Source organism: Collimonas antrihumi, assembly GCF_018304965.1.
GTDB classification, from domain to species: Bacteria; Pseudomonadota; Gammaproteobacteria; order Burkholderiales; family Burkholderiaceae_D; genus Collimonas; species Collimonas antrihumi.
Map to the genome: position 1 here is coordinate 149,254 of NZ_JAGQED010000007.1, position 24,508 is coordinate 173,761.

21 protein-coding genes and 1 riboswitch are annotated in these 24,508 nt (G+C 56.7%); of the genes, 13 read left to right on the top strand and 8 right to left on the bottom strand.

Annotated features, from left to right (window positions below; genetic code table 11):
* Nucleotides 1-47: 47 nt before the first annotated feature.
* From dapF to KHU29_RS09180, 3 genes are read right to left on the bottom strand one after another with little or no spacing between them, the layout of a single operon-like run.
* A complete protein-coding gene (dapF, locus tag KHU29_RS09170; RefSeq protein WP_211452494.1) occupies nucleotides 48-902 on the bottom strand; it encodes a diaminopimelate epimerase in 855 nt (284 codons plus the stop codon).
* 24 nt (nucleotides 903-926) lie between these two features.
* Nucleotides 927-1,835, bottom strand: a complete 909-nt coding sequence (locus KHU29_RS09175) for an LpxL/LpxP family acyltransferase (protein WP_211452495.1) — start codon at nucleotides 1,833-1,835, stop codon at nucleotides 927-929.
* Entirely contained in the window at nucleotides 1,832-2,701 is an 870-nt protein-coding gene (locus tag KHU29_RS09180) for a lysophospholipid acyltransferase family protein (protein ID WP_211452496.1), read from the bottom strand. Before KHU29_RS09180 ends, KHU29_RS09175 begins: the two co-directional genes overlap by 4 nt.
* A 327-nt stretch (nucleotides 2,702-3,028) precedes the next feature.
* Between KHU29_RS09180 and metK the strand changes: the two genes are divergently transcribed.
* The 5 genes from metK to metF all read left to right on the top strand — a co-directional run bounded on the left by metK (nucleotide 3,029) and on the right by metF (nucleotide 8,449).
* Nucleotides 3,029-4,189, top strand: coding sequence for a methionine adenosyltransferase (metK, locus tag KHU29_RS09185; RefSeq protein ID WP_092357785.1), 1,161 nt, complete (start codon nucleotides 3,029-3,031; stop codon nucleotides 4,187-4,189).
* A gap of 252 nt (nucleotides 4,190-4,441) precedes the next feature.
* Nucleotides 4,442-5,533: an AI-2E family transporter gene (locus tag KHU29_RS09190; RefSeq protein WP_246541738.1), complete on the top strand. Its 1,092-nt coding sequence runs from the start codon at nucleotides 4,442-4,444 to the stop codon at nucleotides 5,531-5,533.
* A gap of 88 nt (nucleotides 5,534-5,621) precedes the next feature.
* A riboswitch (S-adenosyl-L-homocysteine riboswitch) is annotated at nucleotides 5,622-5,696 on the top strand.
* A gap of 26 nt (nucleotides 5,697-5,722) precedes the next feature.
* The gene (gene ahcY / locus KHU29_RS09195; protein WP_211452497.1) at nucleotides 5,723-7,153 is read left to right on the top strand and encodes an adenosylhomocysteinase; all 1,431 of its coding nucleotides are present in this window, start codon (nucleotides 5,723-5,725) and stop codon (nucleotides 7,151-7,153) included.
* Nucleotides 7,154-7,237: 84 nt separating this feature from the next.
* On the top strand, nucleotides 7,238-7,582 hold the full coding sequence (locus KHU29_RS09200; RefSeq protein ID WP_041742591.1) for a phage holin family protein: 345 nt from the start codon (nucleotides 7,238-7,240) through the stop codon (nucleotides 7,580-7,582).
* A 24-nt stretch (nucleotides 7,583-7,606) separates the two neighbouring features.
* Nucleotides 7,607-8,449: a methylenetetrahydrofolate reductase [NAD(P)H] gene (gene metF / locus KHU29_RS09205; protein WP_211452498.1), complete on the top strand. Its 843-nt coding sequence runs from the start codon at nucleotides 7,607-7,609 to the stop codon at nucleotides 8,447-8,449.
* A 2-nt stretch (nucleotides 8,450-8,451) separates the two neighbouring features.
* Here metF and KHU29_RS09210 read toward each other — a convergent pair whose 3' ends face one another.
* Nucleotides 8,452-9,063, bottom strand: coding sequence for a 5-formyltetrahydrofolate cyclo-ligase (locus KHU29_RS09210; protein ID WP_343216042.1), 612 nt, complete (start codon nucleotides 9,061-9,063; stop codon nucleotides 8,452-8,454).
* Between the two features lie 31 nt (nucleotides 9,064-9,094).
* On the opposite strand from KHU29_RS09210, the gene KHU29_RS09215 reads away from it, so the two are divergent.
* The 4 genes from KHU29_RS09215 to KHU29_RS09230 are packed head-to-tail and all read left to right on the top strand — an operon-like array spanning nucleotide 9,095 to nucleotide 13,813.
* Nucleotides 9,095-11,083, top strand: coding sequence for a lytic transglycosylase domain-containing protein (locus KHU29_RS09215; protein WP_211452499.1), 1,989 nt, complete (start codon nucleotides 9,095-9,097; stop codon nucleotides 11,081-11,083).
* A 32-nt stretch (nucleotides 11,084-11,115) separates the two neighbouring features.
* Complete coding sequence (locus KHU29_RS09220) at nucleotides 11,116-11,811, top strand: glutathione S-transferase family protein (RefSeq protein ID WP_211452500.1); 696 nt, start codon at nucleotides 11,116-11,118, stop codon at nucleotides 11,809-11,811.
* A 31-nt stretch (nucleotides 11,812-11,842) separates the two neighbouring features.
* On the top strand, nucleotides 11,843-13,069 hold the full coding sequence (locus KHU29_RS09225; RefSeq protein WP_211452501.1) for a multifunctional CCA addition/repair protein: 1,227 nt from the start codon (nucleotides 11,843-11,845) through the stop codon (nucleotides 13,067-13,069).
* A gap of 33 nt (nucleotides 13,070-13,102) precedes the next feature.
* A complete protein-coding gene (locus KHU29_RS09230) occupies nucleotides 13,103-13,813 on the top strand; it encodes a GNAT family N-acetyltransferase (protein WP_211452502.1) in 711 nt (236 codons plus the stop codon).
* Nucleotides 13,814-13,852: 39 nt separating this feature from the next.
* On the opposite strand, the gene KHU29_RS09235 is transcribed toward KHU29_RS09230, so the two are convergent.
* Nucleotides 13,853-14,377: an Lrp/AsnC family transcriptional regulator gene (locus tag KHU29_RS09235; protein ID WP_211452503.1), complete on the bottom strand. Its 525-nt coding sequence runs from the start codon at nucleotides 14,375-14,377 to the stop codon at nucleotides 13,853-13,855.
* Between the two features lie 143 nt (nucleotides 14,378-14,520).
* Between KHU29_RS09235 and phhA the strand changes: the two genes are divergently transcribed.
* Both phhA and KHU29_RS09245 read left to right on the top strand, forming a co-directional pair.
* A complete protein-coding gene (gene phhA / locus KHU29_RS09240; RefSeq protein ID WP_246541741.1) occupies nucleotides 14,521-15,441 on the top strand; it encodes a phenylalanine 4-monooxygenase in 921 nt (306 codons plus the stop codon).
* A gap of 418 nt (nucleotides 15,442-15,859) precedes the next feature.
* Nucleotides 15,860-19,501, top strand: a complete 3,642-nt coding sequence (locus tag KHU29_RS09245) for an indolepyruvate ferredoxin oxidoreductase family protein (protein ID WP_211452504.1) — start codon at nucleotides 15,860-15,862, stop codon at nucleotides 19,499-19,501.
* Between the two features lie 85 nt (nucleotides 19,502-19,586).
* Here KHU29_RS09245 and queC read toward each other — a convergent pair whose 3' ends face one another.
* The 3 genes from queC to KHU29_RS09260 all read right to left on the bottom strand — a co-directional run bounded on the left by queC (nucleotide 19,587) and on the right by KHU29_RS09260 (nucleotide 22,327).
* On the bottom strand, nucleotides 19,587-20,297 hold the full coding sequence (gene queC, locus KHU29_RS09250; RefSeq protein WP_211452505.1) for a 7-cyano-7-deazaguanine synthase QueC: 711 nt from the start codon (nucleotides 20,295-20,297) through the stop codon (nucleotides 19,587-19,589).
* A 63-nt stretch (nucleotides 20,298-20,360) separates the two neighbouring features.
* Nucleotides 20,361-21,122 carry a DUF3108 domain-containing protein gene (locus KHU29_RS09255; RefSeq protein ID WP_211452506.1) on the bottom strand — a complete coding sequence of 254 codons (762 nt, stop codon included), beginning with the start codon at nucleotides 21,120-21,122 and terminating at the stop codon, nucleotides 20,361-20,363.
* Between the two features lie 65 nt (nucleotides 21,123-21,187).
* On the bottom strand, nucleotides 21,188-22,327 hold the full coding sequence (locus KHU29_RS09260) for a DUF3108 domain-containing protein (RefSeq protein WP_211452507.1): 1,140 nt from the start codon (nucleotides 22,325-22,327) through the stop codon (nucleotides 21,188-21,190).
* A gap of 114 nt (nucleotides 22,328-22,441) precedes the next feature.
* On the opposite strand from KHU29_RS09260, the gene KHU29_RS09265 reads away from it, so the two are divergent.
* Nucleotides 22,442-23,737, top strand: a complete 1,296-nt coding sequence (locus tag KHU29_RS09265; protein WP_211452508.1) for a branched-chain amino acid ABC transporter substrate-binding protein — start codon at nucleotides 22,442-22,444, stop codon at nucleotides 23,735-23,737.
* Nucleotides 23,738-23,786: 49 nt separating this feature from the next.
* Nucleotides 23,787-24,500 carry a PhaM family polyhydroxyalkanoate granule multifunctional regulatory protein gene (locus tag KHU29_RS09270; RefSeq protein WP_211452509.1) on the top strand — a complete coding sequence of 238 codons (714 nt, stop codon included), beginning with the start codon at nucleotides 23,787-23,789 and terminating at the stop codon, nucleotides 24,498-24,500.
* Nucleotides 24,501-24,508 lie beyond the last annotated feature (8 nt).

The following is a 24,508-nucleotide window of genomic DNA, read 5'->3' on the forward strand; positions in this document are numbered from 1 at the left end:
AAATCAGTTGAGACTACTTTGCTTCAGCGCATTAGCCGATTTCTGATTCAGTCGATTTCAATCTCACCCTCGAATACCGACACTGCAGGACCAGTCATCAATACCGGCTGGCCGTTCCCAGTCCAGGCAATCGATAATTCACCGCCGTGGGTTTGCACCTTGACCGGGGTGTCCAGCAAGCCGCGTCGAATGCCAGCCACGACCGCCGCGCAGGCGCCGGTGCCGCAAGCCAGGGTTTCACCGGCGCCGCGCTCGAATACACGCAACTTGATATGGTGGCGATCGATTACTTGCATGAAGCCTGCATTCACCCGTCTTGGAAAGCGGGGATGATGTTCTATCAACGGGCCGTCGATCAAGACCGGCACCGCTTCACTGTCTTCAACCACTTGCACTGCGTGCGGATTGCCCATCGACACCACTGAAATCCAGACTTGTTTGCCTTGGATATCCAACGGCCAGAGCGCATCCTCGCCCATCGTCTGGCTGCTCAGATTACTGGCATCAAACGGCACTGCGGCGGGCGCCAGGATCGGCGCGCCCATATCGACCGTAATGCGACCGTCGTCTTCCAGCCTCGGCTCAATGATGCCGGACATGGTTTCTACCCTGATCGTGCGCTTGCCGGTCAGGCCTTTGTCGGTCACGAATTTGACGAAGGCGCGGGCACCGTTGCCGCATTGTTCGACTTCGCCGCCGTCGGCGTTATAAATCCGATAGCGAAAATCGACGCCCTCCGCCTGCGATTTTTCAACCACCAGCATTTGATCTGCGCCCACGCCAAAGCGGCGGTCGCCCAATTGTTGCCATTGCGCTGCAGTGAAATCGATCCGTTGGTGAATCGCGTCAATCACGACGAAATCATTGCCGGCGCCGTGCATTTTTGTGAATTTGAGTTTCATAAGAACATTATGCTGGAAACAGTGTTAGCGCGCAGCACTGTCGGTATGGTCTGGCACTGGTGGCGAATAAACATCAGCCTGCCCCGGCGGCCGTGTCTTGAAGCGTTTGTGGGCCCAAAAATATTCAGCCGGTGCTTCCAGGATACGGTCTTCGATAAATGCGTTCATGCGGCGGGTTGCCTCTGTCATATCGTCGCCCGGATAATTTTCCCAGGCCGGATAAAAGGTGACCTTCCAGCCTTTGTAACCGGGCAAAAAGGTCGCGATCATCGGCACCACCTTGGCTTTGGTGGCAGCGGCAATCCGCGCGGTGGCGGTGAGAGTCGCGGCCTGGATGCCAAAAAACGATACGAATTCGGCGTCCTTCATGCCGAAGTCCATATCCGGCAACATGATAAAGGGAAACCCTTCGCGCATTGCCCGGATGATAGGTTTGACACCCTGTTCGCGGGTAAACAGTTTGACCGGGCGAAAACGCGAGCGCCCCTTCAGCAGCGCAGCATCGATCACGCCATCTTGCTGGCGTGTATAGATAGTGCAAATCGAAGTCGACGAATTCAGCACCAAGGCAATGCCAGGGATTTCCAGGCAGACGAAATGCGGGCACAGCAGAATGGTCGGGCCAGCCGCCAAGGTGCTGAGCGGCAGATCCGATTCAATCTTGATCAGGCGCCGCAAACGGTTTTCCGAAGCCCACCACAACACACTGCGTTCGAGCACGCTGCGCGAGTAAGCCTGGAAGTGGCGGCGCGCCAGCACCACGCGCTCAGCTTCCGGCATGTCAGGAAAGCAAAGCCGTAGATTGGTCAGCGTAATATGCCGCCGTGGTTTCATGATGATAAACAACAATGAGCCCAAGGCTTCGCCAACCGGGCCCAGGATCCACAGCGGTAAAAAATGCGCTAGCCACAACAATCCGAGCAACGCCCTCATGCCTGCGGCTCCCGGGCGGATGGGGCGGGAGCCGACGGTGCGGCGACTCCGGGCGGGGTCTTGTAACGGTTGTAGCTCCAGATATATTGCGCCGGACAGCGTGCGATCAGCTTCTCCATGGCCAGGTTGATTGCCAGCGTGCGTTGTTCCGTGGTGTGACCCGGGGTTTCATCGAATGGCACAAAGCGGATCACGTAACCGCGGCCGTACGGCAAGCGTTCGGCGTACGACAGGATAATCGGCGCGCCGCTCATTTGTTGCAACTTGGCCGGCAAGGTCATGGTATAGGCCGGACGCCCAAAAAAATCTGCCCATATCCCTTCGCCGTTTTGCGGTACCTGATCCGGCAGCAAGCCGATTGCCTGGCCCTTCTTGAGTGCCTTGAAGAGGGTGCGGACACCCGCCAGGTTAGCGGGCGCCAACAGCAGGTTGTGGCGGCTTCGCGCACCTTCGATCAAGGGCTTGAGAGCGGCTTTGCGAGGCGGCCGATAGAGCGCGGTAAGAGGGGTCTTGGTGGCGATAGCCTGGGCGATGATTTCAAAACAGCCCAGATGCGGGGTCAGGAAAATCACGCCGGTCTTGGCGTCCAGCGCTGCCTGCGCCAGTTCCCAGTTTTCGATAGTGGCGGTACGCAGCACACGCTGCGGCTCCGCGCACCAGATAAATGGCAGCTCGAACATGCTTTTGCCGGATTCACTGATGGCTTGCGGCAAAGCCGTTTGATAACCGGCCCGGAACAGGTTGTCTTTTAATTTGTTGCGATACGCGCCAGAGGCCAGGTACACCAGCCAGCCGCCCAGCGTCCCTATTGCGTGTAGGAAAAATAGAGGTAGTGCCGAGAGCAGGCGAAAGAGCGTTACAAGCATTAGCAGAGCTCGAAAAGAGCTAAAAGAGGTTAGGTTTTGCCGATTTTTTTCAAGAGGCGTAAAATAGCACAATAGTCTGAAAACCGAACGGCGTTGTAAAACGCTTTTGGAAGGCAGGCAGATTGCCGGTAGGAATCGTTGAAATTATCGGAATCATCATAATCGAATTATCTTAATATATTTAATATATAGTAATTGTAGCAATCAGCATCATCCGCCGAGTTAATAGACAACTTGCGAGGCGGCATACAAATTTCGCTAAAGCGTCGCAGGCTCAACAGGTTTGACTGCGACATGGTCACCACTTGTTTTTTGTTGGAGCTTGCAATGGCACATGAATACCTCTTTACCTCGGAATCCGTTTCCGAAGGTCACCCCGATAAAGTCGCTGATCAAATTTCCGACGCGATTCTCGACGCGATTTTCACCCAGGACCCGCAAGCCCGGGTCGCTGCCGAAACCCTGTGCAATACCGGCCTGGTGGTACTGGCAGGTGAAGTCACTACCTTTGCCAACGTCGATTACATCGCCGTTGCACGCGAAACCATCAAGCGTATCGGCTACGACAATGCCGACTACGGCATCGACTACAAAAGTTGCTCGGTGCTGGTCGGCTACGACAAGCAATCGCCGGATATCGCCCAAGGCGTGGATGAAGGCAAGGGCCTCGATCTCGATCAAGGCGCGGGCGACCAGGGATTGATGTTCGGTTACGCCTGCGATGAAACGCCGGAACTGATGCCGGCTGCAATTTATTACGCCCACAGAATCGTCGAGCGCCAGTCGCAATTGCGCAAAGACGGCCGCCTGCCATGGCTGCGTCCGGACGCCAAATCGCAAGTTACGCTGAAATACGTCGATGGCGTGCCGGTGGCGATAGATACCGTGGTGTTGTCGACCCAGCATGCGCCGGAAATGCAGCACAAAGCGATTGAAGAAGCGGCGATCGAAGAAATCATCAAACCGGTAGTGCCGAAGGAATGGCTGCAAAATACCCGTTACCTGGTCAATCCGACCGGCCGTTTCGTCATCGGTGGTCCGCAAGGCGATTGCGGCCTGACCGGGCGCAAGATCATTGTCGATACCTACGGCGGTGCTGCCCCCCACGGTGGTGGCGCATTCTCCGGCAAGGATCCATCCAAGGTCGACCGTTCGGCGGCCTATGCCGGCCGTTATGTGGCAAAGAATATCGTTGCTGCAGGCTTGGCCTCGCGCTGCCAGATCCAGATATCGTATGCAATCGGCATCGCCAAGCCGACCTCGGTGATGGTGACCACTTTCGGCACCGGCAAGATCAGCGACGAAAAACTGGCGCAGCTGGTGCTCGAACATTTCGACCTGCGTCCGAAGGGTATTGTGCAAATGCTCGACTTGCTGCGTCCGATTTACCAAAAGACTGCCGCCTACGGCCATTTCGGCCGCGAAGAGCCGGAGTTCACCTGGGAACGCACCGACAAGGCTGCAGCCCTGAAAGCTGCTGCGCTGTAATTGCTCGCTGTAATTGCTCGCTGTAACTGCTCGCTGTAACTGCTCGCTGTAACTGCTCGCTGTAACTGCTGTATAGGTCAGGCAGGGATATCCTTCCCTGCCTGGCCAAATCAAGCCAAATCACCGGCGATGCCAGAATCGTGCTTTTCACGATGGTAACGACTTGCTACACTGACCACTTCAGTGACTCCCTAAAAGAATGATCCGGCAGCAGCACTTGATGTATTGCGCTTGATTTAACCAAGTCCCCACATGGCCTCCGCCCCCAAACCTGCCCCTGAATTCGCTGTTGAGTCCGCTACCGAAGCGCCATCCGATCCTGGTCAGTTGCGGCCGGTGATCACCGCTTTGCCACGCTTTCGCCTGGCAGCCTGGCTGGTGGCGTTAGCCGCACTGTTCCTGGTGATGAGTCTGCACATGCTGACGGCGCTGCTGGCCGGTTTGCTGGTGTATGAACTGGTTCGCACCTTGACGCCATTCGTTCAGCGTCGTCTCACCAGCCAACGAGCCCATTTGATTTCCGTGGTGTTTCTGTCGGCGATTATTATCGGACTGCTGACGCTTATCATTTTCGGATTGGTAGCCTTCTTCCACGGCGGTCCCGATCGCCTGCAAGTGCTGCAATCCAAATTATTGGTGGTGGTGGACCAGGCGCGTACCCAACTGCCGGCCTGGCTGCAGGAATACCTGCCGGACGACGTCGAAGATATCCGGCAAATCGTCAGCGACTGGCTGCAATCCCATAGCGGAGAAGTGCAACTGGCAGGCAAGGAAGCGGTACAGGTATTCGTGCATGTGCTGGTAGGCATGGTGCTGGGCGCCATGGTGGCCCTGAATGCGGCGCACCCGATGCCGTTGCTGCAACCGCTGGCCGGCGAATTGCTGGGACGGGCGCAGTTGCTGGCAGACGCTTTTCATCGCGTGGTGTTCGCCCAGATCAAGATTTCCCTGTTGAATACGACACTGACGGCGATTTTCCTGCTGGTGGTGCTGCGGCTCGGCGGCGTCCACCTGCCATTGACCAAGACCATGATCATCGTCACTTTCCTGGCGGGTTTGCTGCCGGTGATCGGAAACCTGATTTCCAACACGCTGATCGTCATGGTGGCCCTGTCGGTATCGGTCTATGTGGCATTGGCGGCGCTGGTGTTCCTGGTGGTGATCCACAAGCTGGAATATTTTCTCAATGCGCGGATTGTCGGTTCGCAAATCAACGCCCGCAGTTGGGAGTTGCTGCTGGTCATGGTCCTGGCCGAGGCGGCATTCGGTTTGCCAGGGTTGGTAGCCGCGCCGATTTACTATGCTTATATCAAGAGCGAGTTGCATGAAATGGGCTGGGTCTGAGGGTGAGCTGGTTATTTGCTAACCCGGATAGCCGGAATATCTACTTCAGCTAGCCGAAACCCTGCCGTTTTGCTTTAAAATAGCGGCTCGTATCCAAGGAGCGTTGCGACAGACATGGTCTGCCAGGCTTGGTACAGTCATTTTGCAACTGCGCTCACGTTACTTTTTTTCTAACGAAAGGAGGGCGTGATGAACGCCGCAGTCATGAACGCACCTACAAATTCCTCTACCCACGATTACGTGGTTGCCGATATCAGCTTGTCCGCCTGGGGCGACAAGGAAATCAAGATCGCCGAAACCGAAATGCCGGGCCTGATGGCGATCCGCGAAGAATTCGCCGCTGCACAACCGCTCAAAGGCGCACGCATTACCGGTTCGATCCACATGACGATCCAGACCGCCGTGCTGATCCAGACGCTGGAAGCATTGGGCGCCAAGGTACGCTGGGCATCTTGCAATATCTATTCGACCCAGGACCACGCCGCCGCAGCGATCGCCGCTGCCGGCACGCCAGTGTTTGCCTTCAAGGGCGAATCGCTGGATGACTACTGGGACTTCACGCACCGCATTTTCGAATGGCCGGGCGAACAGCAAGCCAACATGATCCTGGATGACGGCGGTGATGCAACACTGTTGCTGCACCTCGGCACCCGCGCAGAAAAAGACATTTCGGTCTTGAACAATCCAGGCTCCGAAGAAGAGATCTGCCTGTTCAACGCGATCAAGAAAAAGCTGGCGACTGCGCCAAACTGGTATTCGACGCGCCTGGCCCAGATCAAAGGCGTGACCGAAGAAACCACTACCGGCGTGCACCGCCTGTACCAGATGCACAAGGAAGGCAAGCTGGCGTTCCCGGCAATTAACGTCAATGACTCCGTCACCAAATCCAAGTTCGACAATCTGTACGGTTGCCGCGAATCGCTGGTCGATGGCATCAAGCGTGCCACTGACGTCATGATCGCCGGCAAGGTTGCCGTGATCGCTGGTTATGGCGACGTCGGCAAGGGTTCGGCGCAAGCCATGCGCGCATTGTCGGCGCAAGTCTGGGTAACCGAAGTCGATCCGATCTGCGCCTTGCAGGCGGCGATGGAAGGTTATCGGGTCGTGACCATGGAATACGCTGCTGAACATGGCGATATCTTCGTCACCTGCACCGGCAACTACCATGTGATCACCCACGCCCACATGCAAAAAATGAAAGACCAGGCAATTGTCTGCAACATCGGTCACTTCGATAACGAAATCGAAGTCGCCGCGCTGAAGCAATACACCTGGGAAAACATCAAGCCGCAAGTCGATCACATCATTTTCCCGGACGGCAAACGCATCATCCTGTTGGCAGAAGGCCGCCTGGTTAACCTGGGTTGCGGTACCGGCCATCCTTCGTACGTGATGAGTTCTTCGTTTGCTAACCAGACCATCGCCCAGATCGAATTGTTCGTGAACACGAAAGCCTATCCGGTCGGCGTGTACACCTTGCCAAAACACCTGGACGAAAAAGTCGCGCGCCTGCAGTTGAAAAAACTGAATGCGCAACTGTCTGTATTGACCGAAGAGCAAGCCGCTTATATCGGCGTCAAGCAAACCGGTCCGTATAAGCCGGAACACTACCGCTATTAATCGCGTTAATCGCGAGACTGCTATCGGCGCGTATGCATATGTATGTGCCGACCGCAGTTCTTTCATCACCAAGAGGAACACACGATGCGTTTACTGATTACCTGGCTGATTAATACCCTGGCCTTGCTGGCGGTGCCGTATTTGATGCACTCGGTGCAATTTGCCAGTTTCGGTGCGGCGCTGATCGCGGCGCTGGTGCTGGGTTTCGTCAATACCCTGATTCGTCCGATCCTGTTGCTGCTGACTTTACCGGCAACTTTGCTGACGCTGGGCTTGTTCATCTTCATCATCAACGGCTTGATGTTCTGGCTGGTGTCGCATCTGGTGAGCGGATTCTACGTGGCCAGTTTCTGGTCGGCGGTTGGCGGTGCCATCTTGTACAGCATTGTTTCGTGGGCACTCTCGACGCTGCTGTTGAAGAAAAATTGAATAAATGATTGAATGATGCAAAAAATGGCAAAAAAGAATTTCAGCATTGAATTTTTCCCGCCCAAGACCCCTGAAGGCGCAGAAAAATTACGGGTAACGCGTGCCAAACTGGCCGAGTTGCACCCCAAGTATTTTTCGGTCACCTTCGGCGCCGGCGGTTCGACCCAGAAGGGTACGCTGGATACTGTGCTCGACATCCGTAGTGAAGGCCTTGAGGCGGCGCCGCATCTGTCGTGCCTGGGCAGCTCGCGCGAATCGTTGCGCTCGATTCTGACGCAATACAAGGATAACGGCATCAAGCATCTGGTTGCGTTGCGGGGTGACTTGCCAAGCGGTTACGGCGCGATGGATATTTCTTCCGGCGAATTCCGCTATGCCAATGAACTGGTGGAATTCATTCGCGCTGAAACCGGCGACTGGTTTCATATCGAAGTCGCGGCCTACCCTGAAATGCATCCGCAAGCCAAGTCGCCGCAAGACGACGTGCAGCGTTATGTCAGCAAGGTGAAAGCCGGCGCCGACGGCGCCATTACGCAATATTTCTACAATGCGGATGCTTATTTCCGCTTTGTAGAAGAGGCGCAAAAGCTGGGCGCGACGATACCGGTAATTGCCGGCATCATGCCGATCACCAATTATTCGCAGCTGATGCGTTTTTCAGATATGTGCGGTACCGAGATCCCGCGCTGGATTCGTCTCAAGCTCGCCAGCTACGGCGACGACACGGATTCGATCCGCGCCTTCGGCCTGGATGTGGTGACCCAGCTTTGTGAACGTCTGCTGGCAGGCGGTGCGCCCGGTTTGCATTTCTACACGCTGAATCAATCGGCTGCGACTATCGCGATCTGGCAGCGGCTTAAGTTATAAATTCACGCATTTATAACAATTGTTTCGGTGATGATTGCATCCAGCGCCACATCATGCGCAGCGCCGTCAAATTCGGCCAGTCCGCAGGCATAGGCAATGCCAATTGCCTGCGGGCGCGGCAATGACGACGGCGCCAGCGTCCGGTCATAAAAACCACCGCCGTAACCCAGCCGTATTTTGTGCCGGTTGAAGCCCACGCAGGGAATCAACAAGGCCTGTGGCGCTACCGTTACGTCGCTTGCCGGTATGGCAACGCCGAATCCGTCCTTGGCCATGGCTTCACCCGGAGTCCAGCTGACAAACCGCAATGGACTATCGCTGCCGACCACCACGGGCAATGCCAGCCGCATGCCGCACGCCGCCAGTTCGGTATAGGCCGGGCGCAAATCCGGTTCGCCGCGGATCGGCCAATAGACGCCGAGCGTGCCGCCCGGATGCGTATCAGTCCACAGCGTGGCCCAGGCGATTACCCGCCGCCCAAGTTCTGCGTCCCAATCCTGGCGGCAGGCCGGGCTGATCGACTTGCGTGTCGCCAGCAAACTACGCCGCAGCAGCGTTTTGTCCGCGCCCGGTGTTGCATCACTGGCATCACATGCTATGCTAGACATCATCATCCGCATTCGTAAAATTAAGGTTGGCAGTTATATGTTTAAAAAGAAATGGCTTGCTGTGATCGCCGTCGCCGTGGCTTCTTCCGCTGTGATAACAGGCGCGGCTTACGCGCAAAAACGCTCTGCAAATGGCAACACCGCTGCTGCCAGCTATGCCAGTCAGGACGACAACTTCCTGGCTCTGCGCGATGCTTCACGTGCGAACAATGCAGATAAGGCAGAGCTGCTGGCTTCTACTTTAAGTGATTATGACATTCCTTCGTATGTCGATTATTACCGCTTGAAGCCGTTGATCAAAGACCTGGTTGCTCCGCAATCCCAAATTCGCGAGTACCTGGCGCGTTACGATGGCAGCGCCATTGCCGACCGCTTGCGCAACGACTGGCTGCTGGAGTTGGGCAAGGCCGGCGACTGGACCACTTTCGATGAACAATATCCGAAATTCGTACTCGACGACGATACGCAATTGAAATGCTACGCGCTGACCTCGGCTGCGTTGAAAGGCACGAATGTCGCCGCCGAGGCGCGCGCCTTGCTGACCACGCCGAAGGATTTCGGCCAGGGTTGCACCGATCTGATCGGTACGCTGGCGCAAAATGGCCAATTCACCGCAGATGATGTCTGGTTCCAGATCCGGCAAGCGGTAGAGGCCGGGTTTGGCGGCGTTGCACGCCGCATGACGCCGTATATCGACGCCGACGATTCCCAGGTGGTGCAAGCCATCGACAAGTCGCCGCTGGTTATTGCGCGTGGCGCGGGGACAGACCGGGTCAGCCATGAATTATTCATTCTCGCCTTGGGGCGGGTAGCCAAAACCGATACTGGCAGGGCGGCTGCAGCGTTGAATGCATCCTCGGATCAATTGACATCCTCCGAACGATCCCTGGCATGGGCGCAGATAGCGCTGCAGTCGGCGCTCAAGCTGGAACCGCAGGCCGTTGATTATTGGCGCCAAGTTAAAGATAATGCGGGCAACGCCGCATTGTCGATGGATGCTTATCAGTGGCGAGTCCGTTCCGCTTTACGTGCCGGCGACTGGAAGCTGGTTCGTAGCGGTATCGTGGCAATGCCGGCGGCGTTACGCAGCGATCCGACCTGGATCTACTGGATGGGCCGGGCAGATCAGTTGGAAGGAAAATCTGGGCAAGCGCAGCAGCAATTCCAGTCGATCGCCGACCAGACCAATTTCTACGGTCAACTGGCGCTGGAAGAGTTGGGGCAGAAGATCATTGCGGTTTCCTCCACGCAGGCATTCAGCCCGGCGGAAATGGCGCCGATGGCAAATAATCAGGGCTTCCGTCGCGCGCTGCGGTTTTTTGACATGAATCTGCGCTTTGAAGGGGTGCGCGAATGGAACTGGGAATTGCGTTCGATGACCGATCGCCAATTGCTGGCGGCGGCAGAATTCGCACGCCAAAACAACGTTCTGGACCGCATGGTGAATACTTCGGACCGCACCAAGGTCGAAGTCGATTTCAACCAGCGCTTCCCATCGCCCCACCGCGATGTCATGACCACCAATACCCAAAGCCTGGGACTCGACATGGCTTGGGTCTACGGCGTGATCCGGCAAGAATCGCGTTTTGTCAGAAGTGCGCGCTCGCACGTCGGCGCCAGCGGCTTGATGCAGGTGATGCCGACGACAGCGCGCTGGGTCGCAAAGAAAATCGGCTTGAACGGTTTTACCAACGACCAGATATCCGATGTGAATACCAATATCCTGCTGGGTACCAATTATCTGAGCATGGTGTTATCCGATCTGGACGGTTCGCAAGCGCTGGCCTCGGCCGCCTACAACGCCGGCCCTGGCCGGCCGCGTGCCTGGCGCTCGACCTTGCCTGGCACGGTTGAAGGCGCGGTTTTTGCGGAGTCGATTCCGTTCAGCGAAACCCGCGGCTATGTAAAAAATGTATTGTCCAACGCAACCTATTACGCCGCCTTGTTTGACGGTAAGCCGCAGTCCTTGAAGGCGCGGCTGGGCACAGTCGCTCCCAAGGGTTTCGTCGAATCGGCACTGCCTTGAGTTGAATAGGCGAACCCATGCTAGGCACACCCATGCAAACCACAGAACTTGATCCCAGTCTTTCCGCTGCTCTGCAAAAAGCCGGGGCAGATGGCTTGGTACTGGTGATCGCCAACAAGAATTATTCTTCCTGGTCGATGCGGCCGTGGGTGGCGATGACGGCATTCGGGATTCCGTTCAAGGAGCACAAGATCTTGCTGCGGCAAGCGGATACCGCGAACCAGATCGGGCGCTATTCCGCCAGCGGCCGGGTACCGATTCTGTTGGTAGGCGACAGGCCGGTCTGGGATTCGTTGGCCATCTGCGAATATCTGGCAGAGCAATTCCCCGATCTCGGCATGTGGCCGCAAGACTCCATGGCGCGCGCCACTGCCCGTTCGATATGCGCTGAAATGCATTCCGGCTTCGCCTCCCTGCGTTCGGCGATGCCGATGGATATCCGCGCAAACAAACCGGGCCAGGGCCGCACTGCCGGCGCCCAGGCCGACATCGCCAGGGTGATCGAAATCTGGGAAAGCTGTTTATCCGAATTCGGCCATCATCAATTCTTGTTTGGCGCGTTTTCGATTGCCGATGCTTATTTTGCGCCGGTGGTGATGCGCTTCCACAGTTATGGCGTGTCGCTGGCGCCGGCATTGGAAGCCTATGCCGAGCGGGTCCGGGCGCATCCCGCGGTGGCACGCTGGGTACGCGAGGCGCTGGCGGAAACTGAAGTGTTGCCAGACTAAATTGCCAGACTAACCAGGTTCAATCACAGCCATGAAAGTTTTTGAGGTGGGCGGCGCGGTACGCGACGAGTTGCTCGGGTTGCCCGTAAAAGACCGCGATTACGTGGTGGTCGGCGCTACGCCGGAAGACATGCTGGCCAAAGGTTTCCGGCCGGTCGGCAAAGACTTCCCGGTATTCCTGCATCCTGATACGCACGAAGAATATGCGCTGGCGCGCACCGAACGCAAAACTGCGCCCGGCTACAAAGGCTTTGTATTTCATACCGATCCGGATGTCACTCTGGAACAAGATCTGGTGCGCCGCGACTTAACCATCAACGCCATCGCGCGCGCTGAAGACGGCACCGTGGCCGATCCGTTTAACGGCCGGCAAGATTTGCAGGGCCGCGTATTTCGCCATGTCTCCGATGCTTTCGCCGAAGACCCGGTACGCATCTTGCGCGTCGCCCGGTTTGCCGCGCGTTTTACCGACTTCACGGTAGCGCCGCCGACCAATGCCCTGATGCAGCGCATGGTCGCCGCCGGCGAAGTCGATGCGCTGGTGCCGGAGCGGGTATGGCAGGAATTGGCGCGCGGCTTGATGGAAGCACAGCCGTCGCGCATGTTCGACGTCTTGCGTGCCTGCGGAGCGCTGGCGCGCATCCTGCCTGAGGTGGATGTCTTATGGGGCATACCGCAACCGGAAAAATATCATCCGGAAATCGATACCGGCGTACACGTGATGATGGTGGTGGATACCGCCGCACGTGAAAGCCATACCTTGCCGGTGCGCTTCGCGGCACTGATGCATGATCTGGGCAAGGGCGTCACGCCGGCCGCCGGCTGGCCTAGCCATCACGGGCACGAAGGGTTTGGAGTGGAGCTGGTGGAGCGGGTTTGCCAGCGTCTTAAAGTGCCGGGCGAGGCGCGCGATCTGGCGCTCATGACCGCACGTGAACACGGCAATGTCGGCCGCGCATTCGAGCTACGTGCGAACACCATCGTGAATTTGCTGGGGCGTTGCGATGCCTTTCGCAAACCACAGCGATTTATCGATATGCTGCGCGCCACCGAGTGCGATTATCGCGGCAGGACCGGATATGAGGAGCGTCCGTTTCCGCAATTCGCTTATCTGCAGGCAGCGTTGCAGGCAGCGCAATCGGTCAACGCCGGCGTAATCGCCGGCATGTTCCAGCAGCAGCCGGAACGGATACCCGAAGCCATCCATGCGGCGCGTGTCGAAATGGTTGAGCAGATGATGCAAGCGCAACGACCATGATCCGAGGTAAGCTTATCCGACAGGAGAGCCGGGATGACAGCGACAGATGCAAAGGTGGGTTCCGCAAACGAGGTGCCGGGCAAAACCGGCGGCGTCGGCTCGGATAAAACCAAGGCATCGCGGCCCGCAATTTTCGTCAAGGAATTGTCCCGCCGTGCCCGCAAACGCTTGCTGCGGCACTTCCTGGCGTTAAGCAGCGGCGATCGCCTGCTGCGCTTCGGCTCGGTGTTGTCGGATGATCTGGTCAGCCGCTATGTCGAAAATATCGATTTCACGCGTGATACGGTATTCGGTGTCTACGACCGCAAGTTGCGCTTGCTCGGTGTCGGTCACTTGGCATTTGCGCCACGCGAGGCACTGCCATCGGTGAGCGCTTCTACAACCAAGGAACGGGTGGCTGAATTCGGTGTCTCTGTCGCCGCTTCCGCGCGAGGCTTGGGAGTCGGCACGCATTTGTTTGAGCGCGCCGCGATACGCTGCCGCAACGTCGATATCGACACCTTGTACATGCATTGCCTGTCCTCAAACAAGGTGATGATGCACATCGCCAAGAAAGCCGGCATGGCGATCCATCGCGATTACGGTGAAGCGGATGCTTATCTGAAGTTGCCGCCGGCCAATCCGGCCAGCGTACTGCAAGAAGCAGTCCAGGAGCAGGTGGCGACATTGGATTACACCATCAAGGCGAATCTGCGGGCTGCGCTTAAATGGCTGGGCAGTTTGCCGGGCATCAAGCGTGACTAATTAAGCGCGACTTATCAAGCGCGACTTATCAAGCCAGCCCTAGCCCTGGAGCAAAGGCAGCGCCGTCGTATCTTTAACCCGCTGCAAGGCAAAACTTGATTTGACGTCAAGCACCGCCGGATGGCGCAGCAGGGTCTCCATCATGAAGCGCGAAAAATGCGCCATGTCTTCCACGTGCACCCGCAGCAGAAAATCCATCTCACCCGTCATCGCATAACAGGCAACCACCTCTTGCCATTGTTCAACCGCCGCTGAAAATGAAGCGCGCGGAGACATTGCCTGATGCTGTGCTGCAGCCTTGGTGCCGCTCAGGTACTGCGGATCGCTATGCTTTTCCAGGCGCACATTGATGTAAGCCAGCAGGCCCAGTCCGATTTTGTCCGGCTCCAGCAGCGCCACGTATTGCCGGATCACGCCAGCCTGTTCCAGGTGCTTGATGCGGCGCAGGCACGGCGACGGCGACAGGTTGACTCTTTCTGCCACTTCCTGATTGCTGAGGCGGCCATCCTCCTGCAAGATTGCCAGAATTTTACGGTCTGTTGCATCCATTGCAATTGTTGGCATAAATCACCTTAAAGAAACTAATTTTTATTATATTATTGCGCAGATTTTTATTTGCGGGGCGAATTTTGCAATTAACTGCTGCCAACTCGGCCCTATACTGTAGGTGCCAGAGAAGCAAACGCGTTTAGTCCAGGACAGAGAAAATGAATGCAAAAGTGATGGAAGCAAGCTTGAGGTCGGACTTAAACTCCGCCGATTCGAACACCGACGATTTTTTTGCCGCCGTCGCCGAGAAATCGGATGGTACCGTATTGCGTGGCGATTACAGCAAGATCGACGCCCGATACGTGGTCAAGCAGGACTGGGATGCTTATACGCCGGAGCAGCACGCCTTGTGGCGCCGCCTGTATCAACGGCAAGCCAAGCTGATCCCGGGGCGCGCTTGCGATGTGTTCATCGAGAGCCTGGAAATGCTGAACATCGGGGATGGCATTCCTCGCTTCGAGGAGTGTTCGGCCTTGCTGTCCAAGGCTACCGGCTGGACGCTGGTGGCGGTGCCTGGCCTGGTGCCGGATCAAATTTTCTTTGAACATCTGGCAAACCGCCGCTTCCCGGTCACCGTCTGGTTGCGCGATCCGGAAGAGTTCGACTACATTGTCGAGCCCGATGTGTTCCATGACTTTTTCGGTCATGTTCCGCTACTGTTCAACCCGATCTTTGCAGACCATTTGCAAGACTACGGCAAGGGCGGCTTGAAGGCGATGAAACTGGATGGCCTGAGCATGCTGGCCCGCTTGTATTGGTACACCGTTGAATTCGGCCTGATCCAGAGCCCGGTAGGTTTGCGCGTATATGGCGCCGGGATCTTGTCTTCCGGTGGTGAAATCGAACATTGCCTGACCAGTCCGGCATCGCTACGGTTGCCGTTCGATGTCGAGCGCGTGATGCGCACTTTGTACAAGATCGATTCTTACCAGGAAACTTATTTCGTGATTAACGATTTCCAGCAACTGTTCAATGACACTGCGCCGGATTTCACGCCGCTATACGAACGACTGAAAGCGCTTGAACCGTTGCCGGCGAACACCTTGTTGCCTGGCGAAACAAACTTGCCGCTGAAGTAAAAGACAATAAAAAAGCGGATTCTGCCGGGGAGAGCAGAATCCGCAAACTAGTGATAATGGGAACACTAGAGGGAGGAATGCCCGACATGGCTGGTCCAGGGGAGGTATTCAGCCACATCAGACAAGTTGCCATTACACGCCTAGTTGATTCCCATTCCTATTCGATTTACCAGTTGTTACAGTTGTTACGTCCGCCACGCCGCGGCCAATTGCTGCGGCGTGCATTGAGTCAGCTACCTGCATGTGATAATGTGGCGCTGCTTTCGTTGCGACGAATAGTGGTAAAAATAGCAGTGAAAATAGTAGTGAGAATAGTAGTACAACACAGGACGATTTGCCCACAAGGCAAAGACGTTTTACCGCGTAGGTAACCCCCACGCAGTGCAAGCAAAAACATAATTTTTGGCACGGAGACTGAATGAACGCACCACTCAAATCGGCGCAAGCCTTGCTGCCCACAGAAACGGCGCAAGCGTCTGAAGCTGATGGCATTTCCCTGGATGACAAATATACACTGGAGCGTGGCCGTGCTTTCATGACGGGCACACAGGCCATTATTCGCTTGCCGATGTTGCAACGGCAACGTGATGCCTTGGCAGGTTTGAATACCGCCGGTTTCGTTACCGGTTATCGCGGTTCACCGCTAGGCAGCGTCGATATGACTGCTGCCAAGGCAAAAAAATATCTTGACGCGCATCACGTCAAGTTTCACCCCGGCATGAACGAAGACCTGGCCGCTACCAGTGTGTGGGGTACGCAGCAGGTCAACTTGTTCCCGGGCGCCCAATACGACGGCGTATTCGGCATGTGGTACGGCAAAGGCCCCGGCGTCGACCGTTGCGGCGATGTCTTCAAGCACGCCAATATGGCTGGCACCTCGAAGAATGGCGGCGTACTGGTGCTGGCCGGCGACGATCACGCGGCAAAATCGTCGACTACCGCCCATCAAAGCGAACATATCCTGAAAGCCTGCGGCATCCCGGTGCTGTATCCGTCCTCGGTGCAGGAATATCTCGATTACGGCATGCATGGCTGGGCCATGAGCCGCTATACCGGTCTATGGGTATCGATGAAATGCGTTACCGACCTGGTTGAATCCGGCGCCTCGGTCGATCTCGATCCGGACCGCGTCAAGATCGTTTTGCCGACCGATTTCGAACTGCCGCCGGATGGCCAGGGCTTAAACATCCGCTTGCCGGACACCGTGCTGGGCCAGGAAGCGCGGATGAACAATTACAAATGGTATGCGGCGCTGGCCTATGCGCGCGTGAACAAGCTGAACCAGATCATCTGGGACAGCCCACGCGCCAAGATCGGCATTATCACCGCCGGCAAATCGTATCTGGATACCCGTCAGGCTTTGGCCGACCTGGGTATCGATGAAACCGTAGCGCGCGATATCGGCATCCGCCTGTACAAGATCGGCATGACCTGGCCGCTGGAAGCGGAAGGCGTGCGCGAATTTGCCCAAGGCCTGGAAGAAATCCTGGTGGTCGAAGAGAAGCGCCAGATCCTGGAATACCAGGTCAAGGAAGAGCTGTATAACTGGCGCGACGACGTGCGCCCACGCGTGGTCGGCAAGTTCGACGACACCGGCGAGTGGAGCAACCGATGCGGCGAAGGCCATGGCGACTGGCTGCTGCCGGCGACTTATGAATTGAATCCGGCACAGATCGCCAGAGCGATTGCGACCCGCATTTCGAAATACTTTGCCGGCCATCCGGTGGCGCAGCGGGTGCAGCAACGCGTGGCCTACCTGGAAGCCAAGGAAGCGTTGCTGAATATCAGCAGCAAGCCTGATCCAAACAAAGACCGCGTGCCGCATTTCTGCTCCGGCTGTCCGCACAACACATCGACCAAGCTGCCGGATGGCAGCCGTGGCCTGGCAGGCATCGGTTGCCATTACATGGTGTTGTGGATGGATCGGGAATCGTCGACGTTTACGCATATGGGCGGCGAAGGCGTGACCTGGGTGGGCCAGGCGCCATTCACTTCGGAAAAACACGTGTTTGCCAACCTCGGCGACGGTACTTATTTCCATTCCGGCCTGTTGGCGATTCGTGCCTCGGTCGCGGCCAAGGTGAACATCACTTACAAGATTCTGTTTAACGATGCGGTGGCCATGACTGGCGGCCAAGCTTTTGACGGCCCGCTGGATCCCGCCATGATTTCGCGCCAGATTGCGGCCGAAGGCGTGACGCCGATTATTGTGGTGACTGACGAACCCGAAAAATATGGCTCCGACATCAACTGGGCACCGGGCGTAACGATCCGTCATCGCAGCGAACTGGATGCCGTGCAGCGTGAACTGCGTGAGATCGAAGGCACATCGGCCATGATTTACGATCAGACCTGCGCCTCGGAAAAACGTCGCCGCCGGAAACGCAATGAATATCCGGACCCGGCCAAACGCGCCGTGATTAACGAAGCGGTGTGTGAAGGTTGTGGCGATTGCAGCGTGCAATCGAATTGCTTGTCGGTGGAACCGCTGGAAACCGAATTCGGCCGCAAACGGCAGATCAATCAATCGTCATGCAACAAGGACTTTTCTTGCGTGACCGGTTTTTGCCCGAGTTTCGTTACGGTCGAAGGCGGCAGTTTGAAAAAGCCGGCGAAAGTGGTGGCAACGCCAGCTACCGCCGCAGCACCGATTGCAAGCTTGCCGTCGCCTGTCTTGCCAAATACGATAAAACCGTTTGGCATCCTGGTTACGGGTATCGGCGGCACCGGTGTGGTGACTATTGGCCAGATCCTGGCGATGGCAGCGCACGTCGAAGGTAAAGGCTGTTCAGTGCTGGACATGAGCGGCCTGGCGCAAAAGGGCGGGCCGGTGATGTCGCATGTGCGATTGGCCGATCATCCCGACGATATCTATTCCACTCGTGTCGGCACCGGCGATGCGGACCTGGTGATCGGTTGCGACTCCATTGTGAGCGCCAACCGCGATGCCTTGTCACGCATGGGCGAAGGACGCACTTACGCAGCGATCAATTCAACCCGCACGCCCACTGCCGCTTTCGTCAAGAATCCGGATTGGCAATTCCCCGATGCAGGGGCTGAGCAGGATATACGCGCAGCTTGCGGCAGCGATCGCGTGGAATTCATCGATGCCGGCCGTATCGCCACTGCTTTGATGGGCGACGCCATCGCAACCAATATGTTCATGCTCGGTTACGCCTGGCAAAAGGGTTGGGTGCCATTGCAAGAGGCATCGCTGATGCGGGCGATCGAATTGAATGCCTTGCAGGTCGCCTTCAACAAGCAGGCTTTCGTCTGGGGCCGCACTGCTGCTTGCGATTTGGCTGGACTGGAAAAGCGTACCCGCCTCAGCGATACGCCGGCGCAGGTGATCGAGTTCAAGCGCGCACCTGATCTGGATGAGTTGATCAAGCGTCGCGTCGCCATCCTGACTTCTTATCAGGATGCAGCATATGCGGAGCAATATCGCACCTTTGTCGAGCAGGTACAGGCAGCCGAAGCGCAATTGCCACATACAGAAAGCGGACGCACAGCGCATCGGCTGAGCATGGCGGTTGCTACCTATCTGTTCAAGCTGATGGCCTACAAGGATGAGTACGAAGTCGCACGCTTATATACCGACGGTGCTTTCAAGGCCAAGATTGCGGGTATGTTTGAAGGCGACTACAAGCTTAAATTCCATCTGGCGCCACCGCTGCTTGCCAAGCACGACGCGCATGGCCATCTGATCAAACAGGAGTTCGGTCCTTGGATGATGCGTGCTTTCGGTCTGCTGGCGAAACTGAAATTCCTGCGCGGCAGCGCTTTGGACATTTTCGGTTATACCACCGAGCGCAAGGAAGAACGCGGACTGATCGTGCATTACAAGGAAACCATCGCCTCCTTGTTATCGCAATTGACTGCCGATAATCTGGCCACTGCAGTGGCAATCGCCAGCCTCCCTGAGGAAATTCGCGGTTATGGCCATGTCAAGGAACGGCATCTGGCTGCAGCCCGCATCAAGGAAACGCAACTGCTCAATCAGTTCAAGCATCCCCCGAAAGAACGCAAGGCGGAGTTGCCAGGATCGATCGCAGCTTAATTGATCGCGATAAAAAACGGCCGGTAGATGAATGTCTACCGGCCGTTTTTGTTTGTGTGTCGCTTGTGTGTCGATTAAGCCTTCATCAAACACCTGCCGTTTGCTTGAATTGCTGGTATCCCCGCGCGCGCAACGCACAAGCAGGGCAAGTGCCGCAGCCATAACCCCAGTCATGCAGCGCGCCGCGCTCACCGAGATAGCAGGTATGGGTATCTGCCCGGATCAGGTCGACCAAAGCATCGCCACCTAAATCCTGCGCCAGTTTCCAGGTCTCTGACTTGTCTATCCACATCAATGGCGTTTCCAGTTTGAGCTGGGTCGCCATCCCCAGGTTCAACGCCACTTGCAAGGCTTTCATGGTGTCGTCGCGGCAATCTGGATAGCCGGAAAAGTCGGTTTCGCACATGCCGCCCACCAGCACATTCAAGCCGCGTCGATAGGCGACCGTTGCCGCTACCGTCATGAACAGCAGGTTGCGGCCTGGCACAAAGGTGTTCGGCAAGCCGTTTTCCTGCATCACGATTTCAACGTCTTCTGTCATCGCGGTCGACGATATTTTCGAAATCAGCGACAGGTCGATCATATGGTCTTCGCCCAGCTTGCCGGCCCATTGTGGAAATTGGGCGCGGATCTTCTGTAGCAAGACCGGGCGCACCGTCAGTTCTACCGCGTGCCGCTGGCCGTAATCGAAGCCGATCGTCTCAACCCGTTCGTAGCGTGACAAAGCCCATGCCAGGCAAGTTGTAGAGTCCTGGCCGCCGCTAAACAGGACGATGGCGCCGTTTGGTGTAGTCATATGATTTACTGTTCAGAGATTCAAGAAGAGATTGTATGCCTTGGTTGCTACTTAGTTGCCACCCTATTTGCTGGCCTTATTATTTACCTGTTGCAGGGTTTGCTCCACAAAATCCTTGTTCGGATCGGTAAACCGCAAGCGCACCGGATACCATTCCAGAGAAGGCGCCAGCCAGATATCGAGCTGCTGATCCTTGGCGTCCGGCGGCGGCGCCTTGAAAATATGGACAACATCCAGATCGCCCATTGGCGTCTTGATTTTTTCCGTCTTGATGACCTTGAACGTCCACGGCTCCGCATCATGCATGCCGGCCACAAAGAAGGTCCAGTCCGAACCCGGCTTGAACAGCTGCGGCGCTGCACGCGCCACCGAAATCAGCTGCCAGATGATGCTGGTGCGATCCTGCTCGCCGCCTTTCAAAGGATAACTGTTGCCGGATTCGGAAAAGCCGATGGTGCCGCTATCGCGATGGAACGTGGTGGTGGTGGCTTCCTTGCGGAAGCGCTTGTTGATGAATTGGGTAGGCGCCAGGCCGAAACTGTCGATGGCGCCTTCACTCGTAGACTCAAGGATTTTTCCAAACAGCATGGCGCGGGTTTCCGACTTGACGCTGAAGTGCTTATCCTCCACCAGCCATTTGACGCTGCCCTCGCCACCGAGCGTGATGCCGCTCTGTTTGGCCTGGATTGCATAGCTCAGGTCGGCCGAGGGCGGCAGGTCTATCTTGTACTTGGTCGCAGGGTGATCGGTGGTGGCTGCAGATGCTGTCAGCATGCTGCAGCAAAGTGCGGCGGCCATGGATAGGCGGAGTAAAGATAATTTCATGGTTTTCCAAAAAAATGATGCTGTTTTCAAAAAGCTTGATTCAGTGGTTCAGTAATACAGGAAGATCAATTTGCCGCTGCCGTATTCAATCGTTTCATCTTGGACAGCGCCATATCCAGATAGTCGCCGTCGGTTTCGGTAAACCGTAGTTTGACGGGATACCATTCCTGTTGTGGCGCCAGCCAGATATCCAGCCGCTGCTCGTGAGAACCTGCCTGCGGCACGCGAATAACGTGCCAGGTATCGAGATCGTCGCCGCCAACCGAGATCTTTTCCTGCCCGATTACTTGCATGCGCCAGGTTTCGGCATCCAGCGGGCCTGCGACAAACAGGTCGATTACCGCGCCCGGAGAAAACTGCTTGCTATCACCTCGACCGATGCTGGCCAGCTGCCAGACTACGCTGGCGCGGTCTTGTTCGCCGCCGCTGCGCGGATAGCTATTCGGCGAGGATGAGAAGACGATGGCATTGCGCTCGCGATGGAAAGTGGTCTGGGTGGCGGGCTTGCGGAAACGTTTTTGGGTATAGGTCACCGGTGCCACGCCAAAGTCGTTGATTTCACCTTCGCTCTTGAAATCGAGAACGGTAATGAACAAAGCACCGGCCTCGCCGTTGATGGTGTAACTGCCGCCATCGGTTTGCCAGGTGATTTTACCGCTGCCATGATAATTCTGGCCTTTTTGCAAGGCTTCCACATCGTACTTCAGCTCGGCCGACGGTGGCGGATTGGTCTGGTAGTGCTTGCCGGCAGGAGGCGTCGCGTCCGCCTGCGCCACCGGCGGTGTTGCTGCTGTTGCCGGGTTTGTGGCAGCGTCGGCCGCAGCTGTGCTGGTCGCGGGAGGGCCGGCCGGCCCGTTGTCGTCCAGCGGTGTAACAGTCTCCCTGATAGGTGTGTCCGGGACTTCCACGGCAGGCGCCGGCGCCGGCCGCGGCTTCGGCGTCGCCTTGGGGCGCGCCTGGGTATCAGGTTTCGGTTTGGGGGCTTGCGGTAGCAGTACGGGCTTTTCAACTGGCGGCAGCGGCACGATAGTGGCCATGATCGCGTGGTCAGGCCGATTGACCGGCGCCGGTGCCTTGAATTGGCGGCTACCCCAGCTAAACAGGAGTATATGCAGCAACACGGTAAGCAGCAGCGCCCACAGCCACCGACGGCGGCTGGAGAAGGTATAGCGCGAAATTGAAGGCGGGACGGAGGAAGACAACATCCGCATAGTGTAAACGCATCTGCCACGTGTTTGCCGGGATTAGGCTTGGCAAGAGTGGCGGCGGCGATAAACCACGTAAAATATTGCATTTACATCAAACAAGAATAGTCGCCGATGCAGCATCGATACCATCACGTCGTCAGCATTGCGCTGGCATGCACGTTGACCATAAGCGCCTTGGCGCCGGCAGCATTTGCTGCACCTGCCGCGGCTAATTCAGCGCCGATCCGGCTTGGCATGATCGAGGGCATGTCGGGTCCCTTCGCCAATGCGGGTGAAGCCGTGGAACGCAATATCCGGTTTGCGGTGGAGCAGGTCAATGCGCGCGGCGGTGTGCGCTTACCGGATGGCAAGCACCCCCTGAGCCTGAGCGTATTCGACAACAAACAGGGCGTAGAGGACGCGCTATTGCAGCTTAAGCAATTGACTGACCGGAAAATCCCGTTTGTGCTGGAAGGCAATAGCTCCGCAGTTGCCGGCGCGCTGGTCGATGCCATCAACAAACACAATGCCAGGACCCCGGACAATCGGGTCTTGTTCTTGAACTATTCTGCAGTCGATCCGGTATTGACCAATGAAAAGTGCAGTTTCTGGCATTTTCGTTTTGACGCCAATGCTGACATGCGCATGCGCGCGCTGGTGGATGTTATCAAAAACGACAGCAGGGCTAAAAGTGTTTACCTGATCGGCCAGGACTACAGTTTCGGCCAGCAGGTTGCCAAGGCTGCGCGCCAGCAGTTGCAGGCGGCACGGCCGGATATCAGGATTGTCGGCGACGAATTGCATCCGATCGGCAAGGTCAAGGATTTTGCCCCCTACATTGCCAAGATTCGTGCCAGCGGCGCCGATACGGTAATCACCGGCAACTGGGGCAACGACCTGACGTTGCTGGTGAAAGCCGCCAAAGAGGCTGGCCTGCATCTCAAGTTCTATACTTTTTATGCCAATAGCCTGGGCGCGCCGGCGGCCATTGGCGACGCTGGCGTAGGCACGGTGCGTGCGGTCGCCGAGTGGCATCCGAACGCGGTCGATGGCAATGCCGCCAGCGATGCGTTTTACCAGAGTTTCCGTCAACGTTATCCGCAGCCGAAAGATGACTATCTGTTTCTGCGTATGGATGTCATGATCGACATGTTGGTGACCGCTATCGAGAAGGCGCAAACGACCGACGCCGTAGCCGTCGCGCGCGCGTTGGAAGGCGCGCAATACAAGAGCAAGTTTCACGAAGCAAGCATGCGCGCCAGCGATCATCAGCTGATACAACCGTTGTACGTGGCAGTAATGCAAAAGCTTGCCGATGGCGGTATCCGGTTTGATAATGAAGGCAGTGGCTATGGCTTCAAGACCGAGCGTTATCTAGCGCCGGCGGCGACGGCTTTAGCTAGCACGTGCAAGATGCAACGCCCCTGACGCCGGAGATTTTATTCTGTCACGTGGATTACCCTGAAGGAGATGTGTGATGAGCAGTTCAAATATTCCAGGAGTCGATGCAATGCAGGACAGTCTCGAATTTATCAAAAAAATGTGGGGTGGCCTGGGTGTGCCGGGCATGGTTGTTCCAACCCTGTCGGTGGAAGAAATCAACAAGAAAATCACCGATCTGAAGGCAGTCGAATCCTGGCTGAGCCTTAACCTGAACATGTTGCGCACCACCATACAAGCGCTGGAAGTACAAAGCGCGACTATTTCTGCGTTGCAGGCAATGGGCGCGGTCAATCAGGCCGGCGGAGAGCATCAAGGCAGCGCCGAGTCTGCAGCGAGTGCATGGGCGATGCCGTCAGGGTTTCCATTTTCATTCATGAATCCAAGCCAAAACGCTGATGCGCCTGCCGCCGCGCCAGAAACGCCGAAATGGCACGAAACAGTAAAACAGGCTACTGCGCCCGCGCCAGAGAATGAAGCAGAGAATGAAGCAGCAGGAGCCGATGCTGCCGCAACGGGGAGCGCAAACGCCTGGTGGGATTTATTGCAAAACCAGTTCAAGCAAGCCGTCAATAGTGTGGCCGCTACAGAGAAAGCGATTCGTCCGGCAGCAACCACAACTCGTAAGAGTGGCGCTGGAGCCAAGCCGCGTACCAAGGCCGCTCCGAAGCCGGCCGTTAAAAATGCCGGTAGCGGTGCAGGAAGAAAAAGCGCATCGGGTTCTGGCAAGGGCAAGACAGTACCCAAATAGTTGCGACG

What these genes read in the sequence shown, in the direction of transcription:
- dapF (WP_211452494.1), bottom strand. Translation starts at nt 902, where the DNA reads ATGAAACTCAAATTCACAAAAATGCACGGCGCCGGCAATGATTTCGTC.
- KHU29_RS09175 (WP_211452495.1), bottom strand. Translation starts at nt 1,835, where the DNA reads ATGAGGGCGTTGCTCGGATTGTTGTGGCTAGCGCATTTTTTACCGCTG.
- KHU29_RS09180 (WP_211452496.1), bottom strand. Translation starts at nt 2,701, where the DNA reads ATGCTTGTAACGCTCTTTCGCCTGCTCTCGGCACTACCTCTATTTTTC.
- metK (WP_092357785.1), top strand. Translation starts at nt 3,029, where the DNA reads ATGGCACATGAATACCTCTTTACCTCGGAATCCGTTTCCGAAGGTCAC.
- KHU29_RS09190 (WP_246541738.1), top strand. Translation starts at nt 4,442, where the DNA reads ATGGCCTCCGCCCCCAAACCTGCCCCTGAATTCGCTGTTGAGTCCGCT.
- ahcY (WP_211452497.1), top strand. Translation starts at nt 5,723, where the DNA reads ATGAACGCCGCAGTCATGAACGCACCTACAAATTCCTCTACCCACGAT.
- KHU29_RS09200 (WP_041742591.1), top strand. Translation starts at nt 7,238, where the DNA reads ATGCGTTTACTGATTACCTGGCTGATTAATACCCTGGCCTTGCTGGCG.
- metF (WP_211452498.1), top strand. Translation starts at nt 7,607, where the DNA reads ATGGCAAAAAAGAATTTCAGCATTGAATTTTTCCCGCCCAAGACCCCT.
- KHU29_RS09210 (WP_343216042.1), bottom strand. Translation starts at nt 9,063, where the DNA reads ATGATGATGTCTAGCATAGCATGTGATGCCAGTGATGCAACACCGGGC.
- KHU29_RS09215 (WP_211452499.1), top strand. Translation starts at nt 9,095, where the DNA reads ATGTTTAAAAAGAAATGGCTTGCTGTGATCGCCGTCGCCGTGGCTTCT.
- KHU29_RS09220 (WP_211452500.1), top strand. Translation starts at nt 11,116, where the DNA reads ATGCAAACCACAGAACTTGATCCCAGTCTTTCCGCTGCTCTGCAAAAA.
- KHU29_RS09225 (WP_211452501.1), top strand. Translation starts at nt 11,843, where the DNA reads ATGAAAGTTTTTGAGGTGGGCGGCGCGGTACGCGACGAGTTGCTCGGG.
- KHU29_RS09230 (WP_211452502.1), top strand. Translation starts at nt 13,103, where the DNA reads ATGACAGCGACAGATGCAAAGGTGGGTTCCGCAAACGAGGTGCCGGGC.
- KHU29_RS09235 (WP_211452503.1), bottom strand. Translation starts at nt 14,377, where the DNA reads ATGCCAACAATTGCAATGGATGCAACAGACCGTAAAATTCTGGCAATC.
- phhA (WP_246541741.1), top strand. Translation starts at nt 14,521, where the DNA reads ATGAATGCAAAAGTGATGGAAGCAAGCTTGAGGTCGGACTTAAACTCC.
- KHU29_RS09245 (WP_211452504.1), top strand. Translation starts at nt 15,860, where the DNA reads ATGAACGCACCACTCAAATCGGCGCAAGCCTTGCTGCCCACAGAAACG.
- queC (WP_211452505.1), bottom strand. Translation starts at nt 20,297, where the DNA reads ATGACTACACCAAACGGCGCCATCGTCCTGTTTAGCGGCGGCCAGGAC.
- KHU29_RS09255 (WP_211452506.1), bottom strand. Translation starts at nt 21,122, where the DNA reads ATGAAATTATCTTTACTCCGCCTATCCATGGCCGCCGCACTTTGCTGC.
- KHU29_RS09260 (WP_211452507.1), bottom strand. Translation starts at nt 22,327, where the DNA reads ATGTTGTCTTCCTCCGTCCCGCCTTCAATTTCGCGCTATACCTTCTCC.
- KHU29_RS09265 (WP_211452508.1), top strand. Translation starts at nt 22,442, where the DNA reads ATGCAGCATCGATACCATCACGTCGTCAGCATTGCGCTGGCATGCACG.
- KHU29_RS09270 (WP_211452509.1), top strand. Translation starts at nt 23,787, where the DNA reads ATGAGCAGTTCAAATATTCCAGGAGTCGATGCAATGCAGGACAGTCTC.